This is a genomic window from Paenibacillus sp. P36, from assembly GCF_045866505.1.
GTDB lineage: Bacteria > Bacillota > Bacilli > Paenibacillales > NBRC-103111 > Paenibacillus_E > Paenibacillus_E chondroitinus.
The window spans coordinates 6271482-6293055 of the sequence record NZ_AP038372.1 but is presented as its reverse complement, the minus strand read 5'-3'; the positions used below and the strand labels follow the sequence as shown (position 1 = coordinate 6293055).

26 protein-coding genes are annotated in these 21574 nt (G+C 40.0%); 20 read left to right on the top strand and 6 right to left on the bottom strand.

Annotated features, from left to right (window positions below; genetic code table 11):
• Positions 1–34 precede the first annotated feature (34 nt).
• The 3 genes from ACKTT9_RS28055 to ACKTT9_RS28045 all read left to right on the top strand — a co-directional run bounded on the left by ACKTT9_RS28055 (position 35) and on the right by ACKTT9_RS28045 (position 1673).
• On the top strand, positions 35–520 hold the full coding sequence (locus ACKTT9_RS28055) for a dihydrofolate reductase (protein WP_407868506.1): 486 nt from the start codon (positions 35–37) through the stop codon (positions 518–520).
• A 46-nt stretch (positions 521–566) separates the two neighbouring features.
• Positions 567–1184, top strand: a complete 618-nt coding sequence (locus tag ACKTT9_RS28050; RefSeq protein WP_407868505.1) for a hypothetical protein — start codon at positions 567–569, stop codon at positions 1182–1184.
• A 66-nt stretch (positions 1185–1250) separates the two neighbouring features.
• On the top strand, positions 1251–1673 hold the full coding sequence (locus tag ACKTT9_RS28045) for a VOC family protein (RefSeq protein ID WP_157317367.1): 423 nt from the start codon (positions 1251–1253) through the stop codon (positions 1671–1673).
• Positions 1674–1778: 105 nt separating this feature from the next.
• Here ACKTT9_RS28045 and ACKTT9_RS28040 read toward each other — a convergent pair whose 3' ends face one another.
• Positions 1779–2417, bottom strand: a complete 639-nt coding sequence (locus ACKTT9_RS28040) for a DUF1796 family putative cysteine peptidase (protein ID WP_407868504.1) — start codon at positions 2415–2417, stop codon at positions 1779–1781.
• A gap of 230 nt (positions 2418–2647) precedes the next feature.
• Between ACKTT9_RS28040 and ACKTT9_RS28035 the strand changes: the two genes are divergently transcribed.
• The 12 genes from ACKTT9_RS28035 (at position 2648) to ACKTT9_RS27980 (ending at position 12671) form a co-directional block, all read left to right on the top strand.
• On the top strand, positions 2648–2749 hold the full coding sequence (locus ACKTT9_RS28035) for a sporulation protein YjcZ (protein WP_127455727.1): 102 nt from the start codon (positions 2648–2650) through the stop codon (positions 2747–2749).
• A gap of 403 nt (positions 2750–3152) precedes the next feature.
• On the top strand, positions 3153–3263 hold the full coding sequence (locus tag ACKTT9_RS28030) for a YjcZ family sporulation protein (RefSeq protein ID WP_127455728.1): 111 nt from the start codon (positions 3153–3155) through the stop codon (positions 3261–3263).
• 428 nt (positions 3264–3691) lie between these two features.
• Positions 3692–4366 (top strand): response regulator transcription factor, encoded by a 675-nt coding sequence (locus tag ACKTT9_RS28025; RefSeq protein WP_157317369.1) that lies wholly within the window; start codon positions 3692–3694, stop codon positions 4364–4366.
• Positions 4363–5769: an ATP-binding protein gene (locus ACKTT9_RS28020; RefSeq protein WP_407868503.1), complete on the top strand. Its 1407-nt coding sequence runs from the start codon at positions 4363–4365 to the stop codon at positions 5767–5769. Before ACKTT9_RS28025 ends, ACKTT9_RS28020 begins: the two co-directional genes overlap by 4 nt.
• A gap of 101 nt (positions 5770–5870) precedes the next feature.
• Positions 5871–6488 carry an undecaprenyl-diphosphatase gene (locus ACKTT9_RS28015; protein ID WP_407868502.1) on the top strand — a complete coding sequence of 206 codons (618 nt, stop codon included), beginning with the start codon at positions 5871–5873 and terminating at the stop codon, positions 6486–6488.
• A gap of 190 nt (positions 6489–6678) precedes the next feature.
• Entirely contained in the window at positions 6679–7593 is a 915-nt protein-coding gene (locus ACKTT9_RS28010; protein WP_407868501.1) for a hypothetical protein, read from the top strand.
• A gap of 79 nt (positions 7594–7672) precedes the next feature.
• Positions 7673–8410, top strand: coding sequence for an ABC transporter ATP-binding protein (locus ACKTT9_RS28005; RefSeq protein ID WP_407868500.1), 738 nt, complete (start codon positions 7673–7675; stop codon positions 8408–8410).
• Positions 8403–9149: an ABC transporter permease gene (locus ACKTT9_RS28000; protein ID WP_407868499.1), complete on the top strand. Its 747-nt coding sequence runs from the start codon at positions 8403–8405 to the stop codon at positions 9147–9149. The genes ACKTT9_RS28005 and ACKTT9_RS28000 overlap by 8 nt, the downstream gene beginning before the upstream one ends.
• Before the next feature lie 17 nt (positions 9150–9166).
• Positions 9167–10645 carry an ATP-binding protein gene (locus ACKTT9_RS27995; protein WP_407868498.1) on the top strand — a complete coding sequence of 493 codons (1479 nt, stop codon included), beginning with the start codon at positions 9167–9169 and terminating at the stop codon, positions 10643–10645.
• Entirely contained in the window at positions 10642–11328 is a 687-nt protein-coding gene (locus ACKTT9_RS27990; RefSeq protein ID WP_407868497.1) for a response regulator transcription factor, read from the top strand. The genes ACKTT9_RS27995 and ACKTT9_RS27990 overlap by 4 nt, the downstream gene beginning before the upstream one ends.
• A gap of 27 nt (positions 11329–11355) precedes the next feature.
• Positions 11356–12477 carry an MGDG synthase family glycosyltransferase gene (locus ACKTT9_RS27985; protein WP_407868496.1) on the top strand — a complete coding sequence of 374 codons (1122 nt, stop codon included), beginning with the start codon at positions 11356–11358 and terminating at the stop codon, positions 12475–12477.
• A 20-nt stretch (positions 12478–12497) separates the two neighbouring features.
• Positions 12498–12671: a hypothetical protein gene (locus ACKTT9_RS27980; RefSeq protein ID WP_407868495.1), complete on the top strand. Its 174-nt coding sequence runs from the start codon at positions 12498–12500 to the stop codon at positions 12669–12671.
• A gap of 34 nt (positions 12672–12705) precedes the next feature.
• On the opposite strand, the gene ACKTT9_RS27975 is transcribed toward ACKTT9_RS27980, so the two are convergent.
• The 3 genes from ACKTT9_RS27975 to ACKTT9_RS27965 all read right to left on the bottom strand — a co-directional run bounded on the left by ACKTT9_RS27975 (position 12706) and on the right by ACKTT9_RS27965 (position 15455).
• Entirely contained in the window at positions 12706–14073 is a 1368-nt protein-coding gene (locus ACKTT9_RS27975; protein ID WP_407868494.1) for an ATP-binding protein, read from the bottom strand.
• 5 nt (positions 14074–14078) lie between these two features.
• On the bottom strand, positions 14079–14777 hold the full coding sequence (locus tag ACKTT9_RS27970; RefSeq protein ID WP_407868493.1) for a response regulator transcription factor: 699 nt from the start codon (positions 14775–14777) through the stop codon (positions 14079–14081).
• Positions 14778–14924: 147 nt separating this feature from the next.
• Complete coding sequence (locus tag ACKTT9_RS27965) at positions 14925–15455, bottom strand: C40 family peptidase (RefSeq protein ID WP_407868492.1); 531 nt, start codon at positions 15453–15455, stop codon at positions 14925–14927.
• 263 nt (positions 15456–15718) lie between these two features.
• Between ACKTT9_RS27965 and ACKTT9_RS27960 the strand changes: the two genes are divergently transcribed.
• Complete coding sequence (locus tag ACKTT9_RS27960) at positions 15719–16324, top strand: DedA family protein (protein WP_407868491.1); 606 nt, start codon at positions 15719–15721, stop codon at positions 16322–16324.
• 68 nt (positions 16325–16392) lie between these two features.
• Here the strand turns inward: ACKTT9_RS27960 and ACKTT9_RS27955 are convergent, their stop codons facing one another.
• Complete coding sequence (locus ACKTT9_RS27955) at positions 16393–17157, bottom strand: YheC/YheD family protein (protein ID WP_407868490.1); 765 nt, start codon at positions 17155–17157, stop codon at positions 16393–16395.
• Positions 17158–17279: 122 nt separating this feature from the next.
• Here ACKTT9_RS27955 and ACKTT9_RS27950 point away from each other — a divergent pair, with 122 nt between their 5' ends.
• On the top strand, positions 17280–17948 hold the full coding sequence (locus ACKTT9_RS27950; protein ID WP_407868489.1) for a phosphatase PAP2 family protein: 669 nt from the start codon (positions 17280–17282) through the stop codon (positions 17946–17948).
• Positions 17945–18493, top strand: coding sequence for a hypothetical protein (locus ACKTT9_RS27945; protein WP_407868488.1), 549 nt, complete (start codon positions 17945–17947; stop codon positions 18491–18493). Before ACKTT9_RS27950 ends, ACKTT9_RS27945 begins: the two co-directional genes overlap by 4 nt.
• Positions 18494–18749: 256 nt before the next feature.
• Here ACKTT9_RS27945 and ACKTT9_RS27940 read toward each other — a convergent pair whose 3' ends face one another.
• Positions 18750–19310 (bottom strand): GbsR/MarR family transcriptional regulator, encoded by a 561-nt coding sequence (locus tag ACKTT9_RS27940; RefSeq protein WP_157317381.1) that lies wholly within the window; start codon positions 19308–19310, stop codon positions 18750–18752.
• Between the two features lie 230 nt (positions 19311–19540).
• Here ACKTT9_RS27940 and ACKTT9_RS27935 point away from each other — a divergent pair, with 230 nt between their 5' ends.
• Together ACKTT9_RS27935 and ACKTT9_RS27930 are read left to right on the top strand one after the other, a co-directional pair.
• The gene (locus tag ACKTT9_RS27935; RefSeq protein WP_407868487.1) at positions 19541–20764 is read left to right on the top strand and encodes a glycine betaine/L-proline ABC transporter ATP-binding protein; all 1224 of its coding nucleotides are present in this window, start codon (positions 19541–19543) and stop codon (positions 20762–20764) included.
• Entirely contained in the window at positions 20739–21572 is an 834-nt protein-coding gene (locus ACKTT9_RS27930; protein ID WP_157317383.1) for a proline/glycine betaine ABC transporter permease, read from the top strand. The genes ACKTT9_RS27935 and ACKTT9_RS27930 overlap by 26 nt, the downstream gene beginning before the upstream one ends.
• The last annotated feature ends 2 nt before the right edge of the window (positions 21573–21574 follow it).

Here is a 21574-nt window from a genome sequence, read left to right as displayed (position 1 = left end):
TTTTATAAAGCAAACATGTTAAAGGGTGGGGTAAGTGGAGATATACCTAATTGCCGCAATGGACAAAAACAGAGTCATTGGAAAAGACAATGACATTCCATGGAGGATCCCCAATGACTGGCGGTATGTTAACAAAATAACAAAAGGGCATACACTTGTATTGGGGAGAAGGAACTTCGAATCCATTGGAAAGGTACTTCCCGATCGTAGAAATATCATATTAAGTAGAGATACAGAGTTAAACATAGAAGGTTGTGAGATGGCGCATTCCATCCAAGAAGTTTTTGATTTATGCCAGAATGAAGAGAAGATATTCATTTTCGGAGGAGAACAGATTTACAAACTGTTTATGCCATATGTTAAAAAAATGTATGTAACAAAAATTCATCATGAATTTGAAGGAGATACCTTTTTTCCGGAAATAGATTTTAGTGAATGGAAGGAAGTATCCGTTGAGAAAGGGATAACTGACAGTAAGAATCCTTTCACTTATTTTTTTCATATTTACGAAAGAAATTAGGTTAGGTATGTTTATGTTTCTTTTTTAAGAGGTGGGGAGTGGAAAGATGGGGGTAAATTTTACAGCAACTTTTCAACATTCGTTGGATTTCAAATCTATTGAGGAATTTAAAGAAGAACTTGTTAAAGGTGATAGGTTTCCTAAAACGGTTCAATTTATATTACAAGTGAATGAACATAACCCACATCTTAGAAGAAATTGGTCAATAAATCGTGAACGAATTATTGAATCAATGAACTTCGATCCATTTGATCCAATCTTAATTGGAGATGAGGAATATATTGAAGTCTATGGTCCTGGAGGCTTTGACTTCATTTTTAATAGAAGTATTTGCGAATTTACCTCGTGTTTTAGGTGGTACAGTTTTTTGGTTAATCCTGACCTACAACAAGAACTTAGAAATATCTGCAAAGAGGTTGCTGATTACTTTGGTTACGATTTTTCAATTTATATTGGTGATAGTTACTGTACATTAGATTATGTTTTTGAAGGCCGCGATATGGATTATTTTAAAGAAGCTATAAAGAGGAGATTTGGTGAATCACAGGAGACACTTAAAGAACTTTTAGATAAAGCAGACAAAGAACGTAGTTCAGCAGGGTATTATATAGATAATTTCTCGGATATTGCAAACAAATCAACTGATCATAATGCTTTTTGTTAACTACCGAGAAGATGATAAGATAAGGAAATCCGTTGAAAAATTAAACTCTTTCGGGAGGAGTCAACTATGATTCAATCAATAGTTCATATTGCTCTAGTGGTAAAAGATTATGATGAAGCAATAGACTTTTATACAAAGAAGCTGAACTTCACTTTAGTTGAGGATACCTATCAACCTGAGCAAGATAAACGATGGGTAGTAGTATCCCCGCCAGGTTCAGTTGGCACCACGTTATTGCTTGCGAAAGCATCGAAAGAGGAACAAGATAGGTTTATCGGAAACCAGACGGGGGGTAGGGTTTTTCTGTTTTTAAACACGGATGACTTCTGGAGAGATTATAATGACATGGTGGCAAAAGGAATTGAGTTCGTTAGAGAGCCCAAAGAACAATCCTACGGTATTGTCGCCGTATTTAAAGATCTATATGGGAACCTATGGGATTTGCTTGAGTTAAATGAGGACCATCCTATTCATAAGAGAATAAAATAATTTCCATTGGAGCTACCCGCTAGTGAATAGCGTAAGTTCAAACAAACCAGGAGCAGATCGCCGCGGCAACTGCTCTTTTTCTCTTTGAGGATTGCAGGGTCAAACTCAACGAAGGGACGAAGCTTTTAATTTAAAGCCGTTCATACACGTATCCCAAGCTTGGTTAGATCCTCTCCAGTCTTCCCCTGGTGGTAGGAGCACCGAGCTAATTCCATCTAGCCCCCAAGACTCGTAAATCACATCTTTGCTGTCTTTCTGGTGGTTATTCACGATCAGAAGGTGGAATTTTCCATGTTTCAGCCTTTTTAATGCGGCATGCAGCTCCTGTGCTTCCTTTTTTGTAGCATTGGTTCTAATAAAAAGAAGGGGTTGACCTTGCATCGTTTTTAAAAAGCGATCTACACGTCGATTGAGCTTTTCTTTAAACGCGGGATAAGCATCACGCCATCGCGCCGCAGTGAGATAAAGAGGGAAGTCATGGAAAGATGTAACGCCACTTGCGTTATCTCTTATAACAAAGCATTCATAGGTAGTGCCAATGAGTTCAAGCTGGCTAAGTTCCATAAATCCTTTGAAACGATGATTTATCAAACGAACCACTTCCTCTGTCGAATCGGAAATAAACCAATCTAAAGGCCCCGCATATTTTCGTAAGCCCAGTCTTCTAAGTTGATGGGCTGTTTGACATGTAGAACCTAGACTAATGTAGGCTTTATAACCACCTAGGGAATCGCGCGATTTCATAACTTTCACTCCCTTTTCAACAACCGATCTCCTTCACAATGATGAGTAGAATTAAATTATGCAAAAATTAAATTTCCGCTTGGGCAAACGTGTAGTGCAATCTGTTATTTCACTACCTCAGAACAATAATTGAAAAATGAAGCAGAATATAGACTTATGCCCAAGCAATGATCACGTACCCAGCGTAGATTATACCGTAGTTAAAATTCACTTGAGGGGAATGACTAGATATGAGTGGTGCAAGTTGTGCTGGTTATGGTGTTAACAACGCAGCAGCTGTTCTGGTTCTTTTTATTCTTTTAGTTATTATCTTGATGACTTTTGCAATCTAACCTGACATCGCAAAAAACAAAAAACGGTCTTATCGCGAAATAGGAGCGATAAGACCGTTTTTTTGTCGTTTAGATAAAGCTGACAGGTTGGGTACTGGCTGGAAATATCAAAAAGGCCGCCCTTATTTTTCATCTAAGGGTGACCTTTTTATGGTTAATGAAGGTGAAATTTGAGTTGCTGTGGTGGGGTAATATATAAGATTCAACTTTAAAAATAATGCGTGGGCACATGGCTGGAATTTGCACTATTTTTTCGGGATGGTTTAAAAAGGGGATGACCCGAAAATCTTTATTATAAATGCCGGTTATTTATACTCGATTTGGTACATACGTCCAATCAATCATTGCGTAACCAACATATTTTATACCGTAGTGACATTTCACCAGAGGGGAATGAGTACACATGGGAGCAGTAGGTTATGGTGGTAGTTGTGCAGGTTATGGTAACAACGCAGCAGCAATTTTGGTTCTCTTTATTCTTTTGGTAATCATCACATCCGCATTTGTATGGTAATTTCTTAAAATGAAAAAAACGGCCCATTCGCGCAACAGTCGCGAACACGGGCCGTTTTTTCTCTTTGTTAAGGGAACCTGGGGCAGCTATTCCTAGCAAAATCAGCCGATTCCACGTGTTCGCGGAACTACAGGGCTCTATTTACCTGCCAATCTCCGTTTTCCCTGCCAAAACGGAGAAATAGCGGACGCTAGTTCCCTTCAGCTCCGAAATGGCCACTTTACGCTAAAATAGCGGCCTGTAGTGGCGTTAATTCTGTGAGTACACGGTAAGATTCGAATGTTTCTGTGTAAATCTCATGAAATTCTCATTTTTTATTGTTAAAGTCGTTCAATGGGATGATACTGTATAGAAAAACATCTTGATCTTCAAACTACTTGGGGATACATGCACTGGTAAACTTTAACTTAGGGATCAGGGAGATAACGATGAAACGAATATTGCTCATTGAAGATGAAAAAAACTTAGTCCGATTTATTCAACTGGAGCTGGAGCATGAATTGTTTGAAGTGCAGGCCGCTTATGATGGGAAAACCGGATTGGAATTAGCGCTTCAAGAAGAGTGGGACTTAATATTGTTGGATCTCATGCTGCCGGGACTTCATGGCATTGAGGTGTGTCGACGGATACGTGCAGCCAAGAAGACACCGATCCTGATGTTGACAGCCAGGGACAGCGTTGTGGATCGTGTATCTGGCTTAGATAGCGGCGCAGATGATTACATGCCCAAACCATTTGCCATTGAAGAATTATTAGCTCGAATAAGAGCTATTTTTCGCCGCACGGAGTTAGAAAGAAACGACACGCATGAGAAGCTTTCTTTTCAGAATATTACTGTCGATGTGGATGCCCGTATTGTATATAAGGATCAACAAATTGTTGCGCTTACGAAACGCGAGTTCGATCTATTAGTTATGTTCATGAAGAACCATAATCTTGTCTTAACACGTGATATGCTTTTGGATCAAGTATGGGGGTATGATTCTTTGGTTGAGACGAATGTAGTCGATGTCTATGTGAGGTATTTGCGAAACAAGCTAGGTTATAACGGTGAAACAAATTTAATTCACACCATAAGAGGAATAGGATATGTAATGAGATGATAGAACGTCTAACAATGATGATACGGCGCCTTCCGATCAAGTGGAAGCTCATGTTTGGGGCTACCGCGTTAATCTTTTTGATATTTGTTACCTATAATTTTGCTCAATACATAGTGCTTAAACAATGGATGCTGAAACAAGAGAAAGATCAAATTCAAGTGAGTATGATTCAGCTTGAAGACTATTTTAACGAGAAATTGACTAGGACAGAGACTTTGCAAATCTCAGATAGCAGATCTTATTTAGAGAAGATTATTGGAAAAAATCAAATGATACGTATCCTTGATAAGGAAGGGACTTCATTACTGACTGTTTCAAACCATTTTGACGAGAACTGGGTTTCACGGAAACCAACTAGCTCTCAAGAGCTAACCGACATTACCCATCAGGAAGAGCACATTTTAATATACAGGAGTCCACTGATTACCTCTGCCTTTGTTGGGACTATCGAGCTGGCAAGTAATTTGGAAACATTCGATCATTTTAGCGAGACGATTTTGTGGGTAATGGCAGTCGGTGGGGTACTGGCTATTTTTATTAGCGGACTCGGTGGTTTAGCCATTGCGCGGCAGTTCATGCGTCCGATTCGAACGTTGGCATCAACGATGCAGAACGTCCAAGAGAATGGACTTAAGGAACGAGTTGTGCAGATAGAAAATGGGGACGAATTATCCAGTTTGGCGAAACTTTTTAATGAATTGATGGATCAACTGGAAGTATCCTTTCGTCAACAGAAACAGTTTGTTGAAGATGCTTCCCATGAGCTTCGAACGCCTATAACCATTTTGGAGGGGCATTTATCGCTCTTAGATCGCTGGGGCAAATCCGATCCTGTTGTGCTCGATGAATCACTGTCAGCATCTCTGCAAGAGGTTAGGCGTTTGCGAGGTATTGTTCAAGAATTACTGACATTAACGAGAGCAGAGTCTCAATTCTCATATGAAAATAGAGAGCCAACCCAACTTGAACCTATTATTCATGAGACGATAAAAAGATTGGAGCTACTCCACCCGGATTTTGTATTTGAGCTGAATTTGGTGAAAATTAGAGATGTTTTCATATCAATACGCCCACTGCATATGGAACAGATTCTCTTAATTATTTTGGATAATGCCGTCAAATACACGAAAGAAGATAAAAGAATTTTAATTGAAGGAACAACATTTAAAAATGAAGTTGAAATAACCATCTTAGATCATGGAGTTGGTATTCCCAAGGAGGATCTGGCGCATGTGTTCGACCGTTTCTATCGTGTGGATAAAGCAAGGAGCCGTGAATTAGCAGGAACTGGACTTGGGTTAAGCATTGCTAAGCGTCTCGTCAATAATTATCAGGGAGAAATAACGGTCAGCAGTCAGGAGAAAGTTGGAACAAAAATAAGTGTGAAGTTTCCAAAATTGTAATTTTATATAGGTATGTTTCTCATTTTCCTCTCATTTTCATCATGTAAAGTTATTGTAATGTCGTCTTTGCGGCATCTACTATAATTAAAGGATTGATGAAAATGAGTTTCGCTCAGTTGGATTATCAGTTGTTTCAAATGGTTAATGGATTAGGACGCACGATGGATGTTCTAAATCCCGTTATGCGTATGTTTGCTTCTTATGCTGAGTACGTATTTTACATTGGCATAGTGATTTATTGGTTTACTAGGCATCAAATCCAACGCCAAATGGTTGCGCAATCGCTTCTTTCTGCCTGTGTAGTATTTGCATGCAGCGGAATTATCGGACATTTCTTCTATCGAGACCGTCCTTTCGTAACACATACGGTGCTTCAATTGATTGAACATCCAGCGAATGCTTCATTTCCAAGTGACCATGCAACCGGGGCTTTTGTCATTGCGGCTTCCATTTGGATTTTCCGTAGAAAAGAAGGAATGGTTTGGCTTGTCTTAGCGGCGTGTATTGCTTTTTCGCGAGTATGGACAGGGGTTCATTACCCATCAGACGTTTTGGCGGGAGCAGTGCTTGGCATAGCTGCCGCGGCTGTTGTACATCAATTATTAAGCAGGGTTCCAAAAGCGCAAAACATTCTATTCCAAGTAATTCATTGGTATGAAGTTGTGGAGAACAAGGTTTGGAAGAAGAAACTCTTAAGCGAATATTCAACGAAACTATAAGTCTCTATAAATCCGTTCAAGTGATGAGCGGATTTTTATTTTTTTGAATAAATGGATAGTTAAGAAAGTTTTAAGAATTGGTTCATAAGCGTTTCATTTTTGTTGCCTATGATTTAGTTGTAAGCCCAATACCAAAAAGGAGAGACTTTGAGCACCTCTCAAAGATCGCTCCCTATATTAGGAGGAAATCATGAATAAAAAGTGGATCATGTTAGGCAGTGCTGTTGGGATTAGTAGCATCGTTATGGTGACAACTGGGTTTAGCGCAATGGCGAGTACATCAGGGTATGAAGCCTATAAATCAGCGCTTAAAAATACCAAAACGGTGCAAAATGTTGCTGTACAAGCAGAAGCGGCGTTACAAGATAATGGAGCAGTGCTTGCTAGTGCGAGTGGAAATTTTAAGGTAAGTCTAGATTCGAAAACAGCAAGCGGAAACGCAGATGTAGCAGTGGGCGGCACACAGCAAGCACTTAGCTTCTATAAGGAAGCGAACCAAACAGTACTTAAATCAGCTGCCAGTGATGTGTATTTCGTGAAACAAGAGAACGAGAAGAAACATAAAACCGAGAATAAGCTGAATGAAACGGAAATTCCTCAGCAAGCTGAAACGGTCATTGATGCGTTAGTCGGGAATCTGAAAGACTATGTAGCTGTTGATACGAAGGACGATGGTTCCAAAGACATTTCGATACAACTGGATAACGCGCAAATTCCAACTGTAGTCAATGCATTGGCGCCAATCGCTATTAAAGAAGCTACTAAGACCGAACACGACGGCGAAAAAAGTGATGATGCTGTTCAGGCGAATGCTCTACCATTTCAAGAGGATTTTCTGAAAAATGCAGCTCCTCAACTGACCCAAGACATCAAAATTGAACATGTATCGATTAAAGCAACAGTGAATTCAAGTAATTATCTTACTCATCAAGAAGCAGATTTAACTGTATCTGGCAAAGATGATGCCGGCACAGCACACCAAGTGACTCTGCACCTTCAAGCGAATCTATCAGATTATAATCAAACAACACCCGAAACCGTTGATCTTACTGGAAAAACGGTGCAAACGTTGAAACACGATCACCAAGGTAAGCAAAATCAATAATGGTTTACGCAAGTTAGATGCTCATGCAGACAGGCTTCCCTGTTGAAGCTTGTCTGCTGTTCATGAATGGGGGAACCAAATGAATATCATTTTAGAAACAACTAATCTATATAAAGAATATGGCAATAAACGCGGAATTCGTGATATGACGCTTCGGCTATATGCTGGGGATGTGTATGGTTTACTCGGGCCAAACGGTGCAGGGAAAACGACTTTTTTAAAATTGATAACGGGTTTAATTCGACCGGATCAAGGAACAATTACTTTGTTTAATCATAAAATTCCCGAACATTTTGAAGCGGGTATGCAGCATGTAGGCACGATGGTTGAATCGGCGGATTTTCATGATTTTCTTACAGCAAATCAGTATTTAGCATTAGTAGCTCGGTTCTACCCAGCTGTTGTATCGAAACGAATCGAAGAAGTATTGGATCGTGTAGGCTTACTTAAAGTACGCAAAGAAAAAATTAAAGGCTATTCAACAGGGATGAAACAAAAATTAGCGCTTGCCGCGGCTATATTACCTGAACCGAAACTCGTCATATTAGATGAGCCTACGAATGGATTGGATATTGAAGGAACCGTCATGTTTCGAAAATTAATCAAGCAGTTGTCCACGGAAATGGGAACCTCATTTCTAATTTCGAGCCATATGATTCACGAGTTAGAACAGTTATGTAATCGAGTTGGGATCGTTATAGGGGGGCAGTTGAGAAGAGAAGGATATGTCTCTGACTTATTGCAAAAAAATCAATCCTTGGAGCAATTCTATATCGATGAGCTTCAGCTTCCAAAGGAGGACAACGCGAGTGCATAGATGGCGTGCTGCTTACCTTAATGAACTTTACTTAATGTTTTATCGAAAAAAAGTCGTGATGTTTGCTATTATTTCAGCTCTATTGCCGATCATACTCGCTGTTTCACTTCAAGCATTACAGCCTTTTCTTGGACTTTTTGCAGTTAGCCAGTCTTTTCCTATTGAGATGCTATCGATTTATACGAGCATTTGGATTCCGCTCTTGATTTTAACCATCACGGCTGATTTATTTCCTGGCGAAGTAGGGTCCAGAACGATGAAACTTGCTTTACTACGACCCAATTCACGTTTTCAAGTCTATGTAACAAAAGCGGCTGCTCTTGTCACCTGTATGGCTGGAATCCTGATTGTACTCGGCATCGTAACCTCTATTTGTAGCTTTTTTGCTGGAACAACATCCAGTTTCACGGAAACATTGGGAATGTTGAAAGCCTATGTTGCTGCTTTTGTTTCTATGGTAGCCATATCGTCCTTGTTTGTATTTGTTGCCCAGTTTTTCAAATCAGCCAGCGGATATATGGTTTTTGCACTCATTCTTTTTGCAGTAGCTAAGATAGCGCCCTTCTTGCTGCACAATTTCGCTGCCTTTTCACCAACATCGTATACAGATTGGCATATGTTATGGTTAAGTCCGTCCGTTTCCAATGGTAAATTAGTAACGACTTCACTTTTCCTGATTTCAAGTTGCATGTTGTTTATGGCACTAGGTTACTATAAATTCGATCGAAAAGAAGTATAAATAAACGGGGTCTGCACATGTCAATTCGTCTAAAATTATTACTTTCCTATGCAGCCATGCTGCTAATTCCACTCGTAATGATGATGATCACAGCCATCTTATTAATCGTGGTATTCCGTGGAGACTTCCAAGGTATTCGCGAACAAGTGAGCTCCGGGGTCGGACTATTCGAGAATCAGAATCTAGAGCATACGTTCAAGGAAATGAAACGAACATCGGAGAAAAATCCGGCCATGCTTGCCGACCTGACTTATCTGGCAGACATCGATCAAGAACTGCAAACCAATAACTCAAGGATGATTGTACGAAAAGATAATACGTATGTGTATGTATCTCCAACCTTAGAAAATTCGGATGTACTTCAGCAATTGCCGGCATTTAAGCATCCTGGCCATCCGGAACACGAAGATGCCAAACATATTGGGAATGAATTACTGGAGATTAGTTCTTTTGATTTTTATTTTACTGGCCAGCAATCTGGAAGTGTCTTTATTATTACGACTGTTAATCCGTTAGTTAATTTTATACAGAAATTTTTCCCGGCTCTTTTTATAACGCTCCTTATTATATTAGTTTTGACGCATAGCTCATTAACTTATTTTGTTTCTAGAAGTATTATTTCACCGCTAAGCAAGTTAAAGAATGCAATGAAAAGGATCCAATCCGGTGATCTGGATTTCCAAGTTCAGATAACAAGCACGGATGAGATCGGGCAGCTCAGTATAGCCTTCGAACAAATGCGCAAGCAGCTGAAAGAATCCATTCAAACGCAAGTTCAATATGAAGAAAACCGAAAAGAATTGATTTCTAACATCTCGCACGATATTCGGACCCCGCTTACGGCGATTAGAGGTTATATCGATGGACTAGGTGATGGAATTGCGGATACCACGGACAAAAGACAAAAATACATCGAAATCATTTCATCCAAAGCGGAAGAAATGGATCATTTAATCGATGAATTATTTCTTTTTTCTAAACTGGACTTAAAGCGAGTGCCGTTTAACTTTGAAGTCGTAAACTTCTCCGATTTTCTAGTGGATTGGTCGGACGAACTTGAATTTGAACTCCATAAAAAAGGCATCCATTATAAGTCGGATATCACAGTTGACCAGCAGACACTGGTTTCCATAGATCGAGACAAAATAAGACGTGTTTTTTCTAACATTGTAGACAATTGCTTGAAATTTATGAACAAATCGGAAAAGTCCATCACTTTGCAAGCAAAGAATGCAGGGACAAGTGTCATTATTGAAATTAGGGATAATGGGGCTGGTGTAGAAGCAGAAGCACTCCCATATATTTTTGATCGCTTCTACAGGGCAGATCCTTCTAGGAACAGCAACAATGGGGGAAGCGGGTTAGGGTTAGCGATTTCCAAACAAATGATCGAGGGGCATGGCGGCGCCATTAGCGCACACAGTATGAAAGGCGAATGGACTTGTATTACGATAAAATTACCGCAAAAGCTGCGTAAAGACGGTGGAAATGAATGAAACGGGTACTTATTGTTGAAGATGAACAGCTCATTGCAGAACTTGAACGTGATTATTTGGAGGTAAATGGATATAAGGTCGATATCGCAACTGACGGTGAACAAGGACTTAGATTGGGTCTTAGTGGAGAGTTCGACTTAATCATCCTGGATGTCATGCTGCCTTTGTTAAATGGATTTGAAGTATGCAAGCAAATTCGTGAGAAATATCAGATTCCAATCTTGATGGTAACCGCCAAAAAAGAGGATATTGATGTTATTCGCGGACTAGGTCTAGGGGCAGATGATTATATTACGAAGCCCTTCAAACCCGGTGAATTAGTAGCAAGGGTTAAAGCACATTTAGCACGATACGAGCGATTAATTGGTACCAAAGAAAATAAGGATGAGATTCGCATTCAGGGACTTTTAATTGATAATAGTTCCCGTCGGGTATTTGTTCATGATCAGGAGATCAATATAACAACCAAAGAATTTGATTTGCTCTATTTTCTAGCTACGAATCCAAATCGAGTATTTAGTAAAGATCACCTATTTGAACGGATTTGGGGATTTGATGCTATGGGAGATGCCCAGACGGTTACGGTTCATATCCGTAAATTAAGAGAAAAAATTGAAGTCGATCCATCCAATTCGCAATACATTGAAACGGTATGGGGAGCAGGTTATCGGTTCCGGTTATAAAAGTATGTGATGAAAGGTGGTAGGCATATGATACCATTTAATCCTCGTGTTTTAATCCTTACGGCTAATTATGGGAATGGACATCTCCAGGCTTCTAAAGCATTGTTACAGCAATTTAATCAGCAAGGTGTGGAGAACGTGAAGATTGTGAATCTAATGAAGGAAGGCCATCCATGGATCCATTCGATTACATCTACGTTGATTAGCAAAAGCACGAAAGTTTCGCGGCTAGGAATTGACTATTATGGTTGGAGCTATTATTTGACACGGGAAACCAAAGAAACGGCCTTATTTCAGAAGTCGATGACCTATTTAGGGCAAAAGAAGCTGAGAGAGATTATACACGAAGAACGTCCGGATGTAGTCGTCAATACGTTCCCCTTCGGTGCATCTCCAATCGTTTGTAGTTCCATGGGGATTAAAAATTATACCGTGCTTACGGATTATGCATTACATGCTAGTTGGCTTCATCCGAAAGTCGATCGATATTATGTGGCAACGGAAGACTTAAAAAAGCAAATCATTGAAAGAGGAATTAGCAAGGACCGAATAGATGTTAGTGGAATTCCGCTCAGGCAAGAGTTCGCCAATACGAGGATTCGTGCAAGAAATCAGCAGAAGAAAATCATTCTTATCATGGCCACAGATAGCGGTGTAACAAGTTATATCGAGGAAATGATGCGCACGCTTTTTCATTTGGATAATTGTCAATTGGTTGTTGTTTGTGGTCATAATGAGAAGTTAAAACATAGATTGGAAGTGGAGTTTGCAGCTTATAACGGGATAACCATTCATGGGTTTGTTGATAATCTTCATGATTGGATGGCGCAAGCTAGTTGTATGGTAACGAAAGCAGGCGGACTAACGTTGACAGAGGCCATAGCCTTAAGAGTGCCGGTTTTCATTTATAAGCCTAATGGCGGGCAAGAGAAGGAAAATGCTCTATATTTATCACGCCGCGGCGTAGCTTCAATCTCAAATAAAATGGAAGAACTTTCGAAAAGTATTCAACATTTCATTCATCATCCTCAAAAATATGAAGAAATTCGGGATCATATGGAGGGATTACACCGAAGTCATGCAGCAGCTCATATCGTAAAAGATATCATGCATCATTGGAATGGCCAATTCATGTTAGCGTCAATTTAGAATGGGGAGGCATGATTCAAATGAAAGAGATTCTTGATAATTTTTTAGAAGAGATCCATGAGCTAGAGGGGAAAATCGTTCATCTGATCCATCGATCAAACTTAACCATAGAGGAGAAACAATTCATTTTGGAACATATCCTAATCATCCCAGGAAAAAAGGAAGATCATGATGAATGTAAAGCTATTTCATGACAGATGCAAAAGTCTAAGCCAAAACCTCCAAGTCCTAAAACGGGTTGGAGGTTTTCAATTTGGGGATGGTAACGATGACTTCTGTTCCGTTATGCCGATCGCTGGTTATTTGAATTGTGCCTTGATGTAAACTGACAATGCATTTAGCTATGGCTAAACCTAAGCCTGAACCGCCGGTTTGTCGGCTTCGGGATCGATCTACGCGATAGAATCGTTCGAAGACGAAAGGCAATTCTTCTACAGGAATGCCTATGCCATCATCCACAATGCGTATACAATGATTTGAATCTGTTTGAGAGAGGTATATCCGGGTGTGATGTGTCATGTACTTCATCGCATTATCCAAAATAATAAAGAGGACTTGTTTGATTTGCGGTCGATCTGCTTCCATCAGCATGCTGCTTTCGGAGGGGATAAGTATGAATTCTTTGTTGGAGAGTGGCTGAAGAAGTTGAATGTTCTCTTTACATAGTGTGACAAGATCAAATAAGGACAGCGTTAATTTAGGTTCATGGTCGAGTTCAGCCAATTCAAGCAATTGATAAGTAATGTGTTTCATTCGCTTGCTCTCGTCATGAACAGCGTTAAGAGCTTCCATATGAAGGTCTAAGTTTTCAAAACCCCATCTGCGAATGAGAGACGAATAGCCTTCAATAATCGTGAGTGAAGTCTTAAACTCATGTGAGGCATCCGATATAAACTGCCGCTGTTTCTTCATGCTTATCTCAATCCGTTCCATCAAATGATTAAATGTCTCAGATAATTGATAGAGCTCATCCTTTGACTTTCGATTCAAAGGTAGTTTGGTAATCGCAAGACTCGTTTCGATTTCTTTCATCGTCTGAATCATACGGGATAGCGGTAAGAATAACAGTTTGGACAATAAAAAACTAGCAGATAGAGAGAGCAGCATAGCAGCAAGCGTTACGATGCCAATAATACCAACCAATCGGTATAAGCTTTGGTCAAGCTCTATTGGTTCCCTAATGATTTCTAATGTTCCGATGATTTCTGTTCCTTGGCGAATGGGTGTTCGAACAATCATAACGGTCTGTTCATTAAGTTTTTGCGAATAAGTCTCTTGTGTATCCATGTGTTGTGGCGGAATAACGGCTAATTCGTCATTGTTGGCTACTTGGTTTATCACCTTAGAAGAAAGATCAAGTGAGCGAATCATGGCGTGATCGGGTAGATACCTTCTTAATATTCGGTTGTTATCTTCTTGAAGCAATTCCATAGGACTTATATGCGTGAGCATTTGGTTAGCTTTAAATTGAAGCGTTTCGAGCTCTTCCTCTTTTTCATACTGTGCATAAAGATAGTAAATAATAAAGGTAAGCGGTATTAGAATGCTAATTAACCAAAAGAATGAAAGCAGGGAAGCTTTAGTCTTAATTTTCATGTCAATTAGACCTCCAAGAGGTACCCAATACCACGGATGGTCCGAATGTTCGGATAAGGTGCAAGTAGCTTTTTGCGGACATACCTTATATATACATCCACCAGATTTGAATTTCCTAGGAAATCGTAACCCCATACATCGTTCATGATTTGTTCCCGACTAAGGATTTCATTTTGATGTTCGATCAAATAGACGAGAAGTTCAAATTCTTTTGGTGTAAAGTCGATCTTAATGTCATTCTGTAACACTTCTCTGGAGCGAAGATTCACGTTTGTTCCTTTCACCGTATACATCATGGAGTCATGCTTATTAAGCTCATCATCGGGTTGTTGGAATTGATTTTGGCGGCGTATACAAGCGCGAATACGAGCAAGCAGCTCTTCCAAGTGAAAGGGTTTCGTTATATAATCCTGCCCTCCCAAATCAAGTCCATTCACAATATCCGCGGGGGTGCCGCAGGCAGTTACCACAATAATAGGAGTTTCTGAATTCTGCTTGCGAAAGGATTTAATCAGTTCAAAACCGTTGTATACAGGGAGCAGAATATCTAGAAGAATGAGGTCCCATTTATCATTCAATGCTTTTCGTAGTCCTTCTGAGCCATCTGAAGCTAGCTCCACAATATACCCGGCATGTGTGAGTTCTAATTGCAGCAGTCTTGCTATTTTCTCTTCATCTTCGATGACAAGTAATTTATGTGACATGAACAGCTCTCTTTTCAAGGTATTTGAAATTAATCACCTTACATCTTATGTACCTAGAAAGCTGGATGTTCTGGCATAGGAAAAGGACCTCTTTCAGTTGGAGAACTGAAAGAGGTCTTCTGAGCTTTTAAATAAAGTGAGACAAGCTTAGTGGATCACACGACGGGCTGTTTTGTAATTTTTGCTCCACCAGCCAGAGTTCATATCAGAAATCGTAACACCAGGGCTGCCGTAGGTGTGCAAAACCTTTCCATTCCCCATGTAGATACCAACGTGATGAATTGGTGAGTAGAAAAAGACAAGATCACCCGGTTGAAGCTGGTTTCTAGCAACAAAAGTTCCTACTTGTGACTGCTGCTTTGACGAACGGGGAAGATTGATCCCATATTTGCCATAAACATATTGTGTAAAAGAAGAGCAATCAAAGGAGTTAGTGCTGCCTTTTTGAGCACCGAATTTATATCTGACACCTAAATATTGTTTACCAGTTGTAATGATACTATTTGCTTTCCCGGATGTCGATGTTGATGTCGAAGCTGAAGCTGCTGTTGCAGAAACATTGCTTGCAGCATGCGCGGATTGCGGCGCCATCATTAGGTTAGCAGATGCAAATAAGGATACACTAAGTGTAATACCTAATAGCGATTTGCTTAGGCGGTTCTTTTTCATGTTGTTCATGATTGGATATCCCCCTTCAGGATCGTGTTTTAGGTTTTCACCTGAGATAACCTTAACATATCCGGAATTCCCTATAGATTACCAAACATGCGGGAATGCTAAGTCCAGTGAGGCTTAAAGGACAATTATTAGAAGATCATGAGAATCGGATGAACGGAAATACCTTGACAATCCAAACACAAGATAACTTCGTTTTTCAAAGGATTCTCTCATGTGATTTTCACATTCCTATGATAGGATCAATTCGAGGCAGGTGAAGAAAGATGAATCATCATTCAATGATCTTGTTAATCACCCATTACGGTTATGCCGGTATTTCTATAGCACTTTTCCTTGGCATTGTTGGCATCCCGTTACCGATCGAGATTATCCTGCTAGGTGCAGGCTATATAGCCGTTAAGACGAATCTACATTTAGGTGGCATTATCGGCTTCGCTTGGCTAGGAGCTTGTGCTGGAATGACAGTTAATTACCTCCTGGGGAAAAGTATAGGGCTCGAGCGGATTAGCAAAGTAACCAAGTGGATTAAGCTCTCTGAAAGCAGATTAGAAAATTGGGCAGAGCATTTCAAGAAGCATGGAGCTATCTTACTATTAGTAGGCTTTTATGTGGCTGGTCTTAGGCATGCTGCACCGTTTATTGCAGGGGCAATCAAATTGCGGTTCACTAAATTTATAAGTATCTCGTATTTGGGTGCAATGGCCTGGATTTTAGTTATTGTTTTTCTAGGTCAAAAGCTTGGTAAAGCGTGGGACCACATGTTTATACATTTCCATCATCCCTTATGGCTGATTGTCGCGGCTGGTGTAGTCGGTCTTGGTTTGTTAGGAGTTAAAAAGATGGTCCGTCAACAAAAATTGCCCTCTTAAAAAGTAAGCAGCTCCAATCCCCTGTTTAAGAGGATTGGAGCTGTTGTACGCTGCTCAAGGAGCAATAATTATTTGCGTTTTACACGTAGGAAACGGCCGTTTGCTCTCGCATACCGCAGGACTTTGAAGAACATTTTTTTATCTTTTAATTGATTGAAAATAAAAGGGTCAGGCGCTGTGTTGACTTCTAGCACCCACGGTTTTAAATTTTTGTCGATTCCAATATCAACACCAATTTCTTTAAATCCGGGATAACTTTTCTGATAGTGCCTTGCAATTCGATACCCTAAATGTCTTAAGTTTTGGATATAATGACTTTTCTGTTGATTCTTTAAATGGGAACCAAGTAATAATTCCAAAGGCAGCGGTTTGCCGCTATTATGAAAGTTCGTTACGATCTTGCGAGGATGAGCAACTCGGCCAATATAACCGGTTGTTTCCCACTTCTTATGAGTGTTTTTTTGAACCATGATACGTGTGTCGAAGATTCGCTTCTGGTGCGTTAAGAGATGAATACCTTGCTGTACAAGATAGGATCTGTTTAACTTGGCTTTGCTTAGAGCAGCGAATAAGCCTTGAAACGTTCCAAATGATTTGGCTGTTTTGCCAGCCTGATAACGGTATTTATCATTTTTCTCTACACGAATAACACCTTGTCCGCAAGAGCCATTGATTGGTTTGACATAAACCATTTTATGCTTATTTAGCATTTGAAGAAGGTTCGTTTGACTGTAGACTCTTGTCTCCGGTACAAATCTGCGAAGTTCCTTGTTTAATAAGAGCACCTTTGTTTTGACCCATTTGCTGCCAACTGTTCGAGCTCTATTCACCATTCCAGCACCTCTTGTTTTCGATATCATTCGAGTTATCATATTCAAATGAAGTTGAGGGACTTGGAGTAGAGTTTAGTTCAAAAATTAAATTTCTTTAATTGATAAGGGGGATTAATTCATTAGTGAATTTGAAAATACAACTTACCTGGGCTTTTTTTATAAGCCTTTTGAGTGCAATTAGTTTTGGAGCCATAGCGCTATTGGTAACCGATCATAAGGTATCTCAATTCGACAAGGTGATCATTTCGTTTGTTCAAGGGTTAGAAACACCGCATCTAACAAGCATTATGAAATTCTTTACCTTCCTAGGAGGAGGATTTCCAGTTGTCGTTGTTACGCTAATCATTTTGTTTTTCTTGTATAAGGTTTTACATCATCGAAGTGAATTGATTCTATTTATAAGCGTTGTCATCGGATCGGTGATTTTAAACGAAACTTTAAAACTTATCTTTAAACGTGCAAGACCAGTATTACACCGCATCATTGATGCAAACGGTTTTAGTTTTCCAAGTGGACATTCAATGGCCGCTTTTAGCTTATACGGTGTTGTTGCTTTTTTGCTTTGGCGGCATATTTCAACTGCTCTTGGTCGTAGCACGTTAATTATAATAAGTTTCATTATGATTATGGCGATAGGAATCAGCAGAATTTATTTGGGCGTACATTATCCAAGCGATGTTCTTGGCGGTTTTCTAGCAAGCGGTAGTTGGTTAGCCCTCTCTATTTGGTATTATCAACGATATCAGGAAAGACGGTATGAAGATATGAAGATATTGGAGGAGTTAAGATGAACTCTCAGCAACAACTAGAAATGAAACAACCGTGGATTCCTAAAAGAGAACGCATATGGGTATTTGGTGCGATGGCAGTGTCCACAATCTATCTAATATGGCAGCTTTGGAGTCTTATTCATTTACCATCAACCACATTGCACAGTCGTCTTTTTGAGCGTACATTCAAGGATTATGGCTCCAATGCCCGTATAGCCTTATTCGTGGTCGTATCGAATTATATTTTAGCTTTTATCCTTAAACAAGGCATATTGGGAAAATTCGCTCATCTGAAAAAAGGCTTGGTTATGCTGCTTCGTATTGTCAAGAAATATCATGTTACAATTGCTATTCTCGCTATCGCACTCATAATACTCCATACGGTTGCTGTGTTTATGTTTGGTTTCAAATGGGATTTCAACAACATTAGCGGGCTGCTTGCATTAATTGTCCTATTACCGGTACCGATTTCGGGTTTATTCCGCTACAGAAGGCTCGATAAGAAATGGCACTTAAGATGTGGACTAGCGTTTGCTGTGTTATTTTTGATTCATGCATTTTTATAGAAGTTTTTGAGTTGGATGCCGCGGAGGAGCTTAAGGGATGGGGTTGCAAGGGGAATCTATGCCTCAGAGCTTGTAGACGAAACTTATAATGAGGAAAACATGAAATGCCGCGCGGTTGCGGTATTTTTTTATTTTAAGATAAATATAAATTGTTGTTAAAAGTGTAAAATCGCAAAAGAGGCGTTCGGATTAACTGATGCCTCTTTTTACTGGTTGACGGAAAAACCACGCATAATGAACCTAAATTATGATTATCCTAGGGCAGATCTTTAGGTACCAGGTTAAAAATTTCTTCTGTTTCAAAACTGTCAATTAGCCGATCCAGCCATTTGTAATATCGAATAGCTTCGTCGATTTTATTAATATCTGTTTGTAGAATGCCTTGCAACGCAGTATCGTCAGGATATAGCTGACTAAGTTGATTAAGCTCAACTTTTGACTTGCGCAAAGAGCTGAGATTGATTTCCAATGCTTTACGCCACTTCAGTGAAAAATAATCGGAGAAGGTTTGGAACCAATCCATTTCTACTTCATAAAGGTCTTTCCGCGATCCTTTCTCCCAAACTTTATTGACCATTTTCAAATCAACCAGCGTACGCACGCCAGTGCTCATGCTGGTTTTACTCATTTCCATGGCTTCTCTCATCTCATCTAGGGTCATGGGCTTGTTTTGGAAAAAAAGCAATCCATATAGATGGCCGATCGATTGAGTTATGCCATAGAGTTCCATATTTTTGCCCATAGATTCAATGATGCGTTTGCGCGCTTTTTGAATAATCAACTCTTGTTCGGAGCTTATATTGTTTAGTTGTTCCATTCGAAGTTCACCCTGCCTTTATGTGTACAACGTTATTGTAAGAAACAATTTCGATAAAGTAAAGAAAGTCATTGAATAGGATGCTTAAGTATGTAGTAGAATTCAAATTGTTTTGTACAGTTTTTACTGTATAAACAGATTAAACAGAATTTATGGTTGACACAACCCACTTTGGTTCTTTACACTTAAAAGGCAAGAGGGCATTAACGCATACAGAAAGGAGTGAGCGTGTGGCAATTATTGATGTGCATCAGGTAACCAAGGTATTTGGGCCTGAACCTGAGTCTGTTCTTCCGCTATTGAATAGTAAGGTCTCCAAAGAACAGATTTACAGGGAAACGAAACATACAGTGGGGGTCAACGAAGTCAGCTTTTCCGTAGAACCTGGTGAAATTTTTGTCATTATGGGACTGTCAGGCAGCGGGAAGTCAACACTTGTCCGGCTGCTAAACAGGTTAATTGAACCTACGAAGGGGATCATCAACATTCACGGCAGAAATATTGTCGAGATGAGTGATGAAGAGCTCCGTCTTGTTCGGAGAGAAACAATCAGTATGGTATTTCAGAAATTTGCATTGTTTCCGCATAGAACGGTTGCTCAAAATGTGGAATACGGGCTTGAGATTCAGGGGAAAAGTAAGGCGGAGAAACGAGTAAAGGCCTTGGAGGCCTTGAGTCTTGTAGGATTGCAACAGTGGGCGGATAGTATGCCATCGCAATTAAGCGGCGGTATGCAGCAAAGGGTAGGACTTGCCAGAGCGCTGGCTAACGATCCTGATATTTTATTGATGGATGAGGCCTTTAGTGCACTAGATCCGTTAATCCGTAAGGATATGCAGGATGAGTTGTTAGAGTTGCAAGATAAAATGAAGAAAACAATTATTTTTATTACGCATGATTTGGATGAGGCACTTCGTATCGGTGACCGGATCGCATTGATGAAAGATGGCAGTGTCGTTCAGATTGGGAAGCCGGAAGAGATTATGATGAACCCCGCTAATAAATATGTTGAACGATTTGTCGAGGACGTAGACCTGTCTAAAGTACTGACAGCCTCATCGGTGATGCGAAGGCCAGAAACGGTTGGCCTTGACAGGGGGCCGAGGGTAGCTCTTCAGCTTATGCGAGAAAGCGGCATATCGAACTTATTTGTTGTTGATCGTGGGAAAAAACTACTTGGTGTAATCACAGCTGAAGATGCTTCTGAAGCAGTAAGAGTAGGAAAAACACTCGAGGACATCGTCATCCGAAGTGCGCCTACTGTGGCGCCGGAGCAAATGCTATATGAGCTATTCGAGATATGTGGAAATTCAAAATATCCGGTAGGCGTTGTTGATGAGAACAATCGTATTATCGGTGTCATTGTTCGCGGTGCTGTTCTTGGAGCACTAGCTGGACAACCCATCGCTAAAGAGGAGGTGCATAAGGATGATTCCCAAGATTCCTCTAGATGAGTGGGTAGAATTTATCGTGGATAAACTGGAAATTAATTTGGCTGTACTATTTCAATTCTTCTCGGTTTGCATTGAGGGATGCGTGAATGCCTTATCTTTTGTTTTCCAAGGTGTTCCGGTTTTATTATTCATCGCAATAATTTGTGCAATAGCCTTTTATTTGGGCCGCTGGTCATTTGCGCTATTTTCAGGGCTAGGTCTTTTATTAATAGATAATTTAGGGTTTTGGAGCCATACGATGGACACCTTAGCGCTTGTTCTGACTTCTGCGTTAATTTCTATCATTATTGGTATTCCAATAGGAGTCTGGTGCGCTCAAAGCAATAAATTTCGTGATGTGATTACGCCATTATTGGATTTTATGCAAACGATGCCTGCTTTTGTGTATTTAATACCAGCTGTAACGTTTTTTGGATTAGGTGTTGTTCCTGGTGTTATTGCTTCTGTGATCTTTGCAGTACCTCCAACAATAAGACTTACGAATTTAGGAATTCGGCAAGTTGCAGAGGATTTAGTAGAAGCTGCGGATGCATTTGGTTCAACAAGAACACAGAAATTGTTCAAATTGCAATTTCCATTAGCAATGCCGTCCATTATGGCGGGAATTAATCAAACGATTATGCTTTCATTATCAATGGTTGTTATTGCCTCTATGATCGGGGCTCAAGGTATAGGGGCGGATGTCTACCGCGCAGTGACACAGATTAAGACAGGACAAGGGTTCGAGGCGGGCTTATCCATTGTCGTATTAGCCATACTTCTTGATCGAATGAGTCAGTATATTCTGAAAAGAAAGAGGAGCGTGTGAAT

Coding starts and splice junctions, on each gene's coding strand:
- ACKTT9_RS28045 (WP_157317367.1), top strand. CDS start 1,251: ATGATTCAATCAATAGTTCATATTGCTCTAGTGGTAAAAGATTATGAT.
- ACKTT9_RS27960 (WP_407868491.1), top strand. CDS start 15,719: ATGAATCATCATTCAATGATCTTGTTAATCACCCATTACGGTTATGCC.
- ACKTT9_RS27955 (WP_407868490.1), bottom strand. CDS start 17,157: ATGGTGAATAGAGCTCGAACAGTTGGCAGCAAATGGGTCAAAACAAAG.
- ACKTT9_RS27970 (WP_407868493.1), bottom strand. CDS start 14,777: ATGTCACATAAATTACTTGTCATCGAAGATGAAGAGAAAATAGCAAGA.
- ACKTT9_RS28015 (WP_407868502.1), top strand. CDS start 5,871: ATGAGTTTCGCTCAGTTGGATTATCAGTTGTTTCAAATGGTTAATGGA.
- ACKTT9_RS27990 (WP_407868497.1), top strand. CDS start 10,642: ATGAAACGGGTACTTATTGTTGAAGATGAACAGCTCATTGCAGAACTT.
- ACKTT9_RS27930 (WP_157317383.1), top strand. CDS start 20,739: ATGATTCCCAAGATTCCTCTAGATGAGTGGGTAGAATTTATCGTGGAT.
- ACKTT9_RS27940 (WP_157317381.1), bottom strand. CDS start 19,310: ATGGAACAACTAAACAATATAAGCTCCGAACAAGAGTTGATTATTCAA.
- ACKTT9_RS27995 (WP_407868498.1), top strand. CDS start 9,167: ATGTCAATTCGTCTAAAATTATTACTTTCCTATGCAGCCATGCTGCTA.
- ACKTT9_RS28020 (WP_407868503.1), top strand. CDS start 4,363: ATGATAGAACGTCTAACAATGATGATACGGCGCCTTCCGATCAAGTGG.
- ACKTT9_RS27945 (WP_407868488.1), top strand. CDS start 17,945: ATGAACTCTCAGCAACAACTAGAAATGAAACAACCGTGGATTCCTAAA.
- ACKTT9_RS28030 (WP_127455728.1), top strand. CDS start 3,153: ATGGGAGCAGTAGGTTATGGTGGTAGTTGTGCAGGTTATGGTAACAAC.
- ACKTT9_RS28040 (WP_407868504.1), bottom strand. CDS start 2,417: ATGAAATCGCGCGATTCCCTAGGTGGTTATAAAGCCTACATTAGTCTA.
- ACKTT9_RS27985 (WP_407868496.1), top strand. CDS start 11,356: ATGATACCATTTAATCCTCGTGTTTTAATCCTTACGGCTAATTATGGG.
- ACKTT9_RS28010 (WP_407868501.1), top strand. CDS start 6,679: ATGAATAAAAAGTGGATCATGTTAGGCAGTGCTGTTGGGATTAGTAGC.
- ACKTT9_RS27975 (WP_407868494.1), bottom strand. CDS start 14,073: ATGAAAATTAAGACTAAAGCTTCCCTGCTTTCATTCTTTTGGTTAATT.
- ACKTT9_RS27980 (WP_407868495.1), top strand. CDS start 12,498: ATGAAAGAGATTCTTGATAATTTTTTAGAAGAGATCCATGAGCTAGAG.
- ACKTT9_RS28025 (WP_157317369.1), top strand. CDS start 3,692: ATGAAACGAATATTGCTCATTGAAGATGAAAAAAACTTAGTCCGATTT.
- ACKTT9_RS28005 (WP_407868500.1), top strand. CDS start 7,673: ATGAATATCATTTTAGAAACAACTAATCTATATAAAGAATATGGCAAT.
- ACKTT9_RS27965 (WP_407868492.1), bottom strand. CDS start 15,455: ATGAACAACATGAAAAAGAACCGCCTAAGCAAATCGCTATTAGGTATT.
- ACKTT9_RS28035 (WP_127455727.1), top strand. CDS start 2,648: ATGAGTGGTGCAAGTTGTGCTGGTTATGGTGTTAACAACGCAGCAGCT.
- ACKTT9_RS28050 (WP_407868505.1), top strand. CDS start 567: ATGGGGGTAAATTTTACAGCAACTTTTCAACATTCGTTGGATTTCAAA.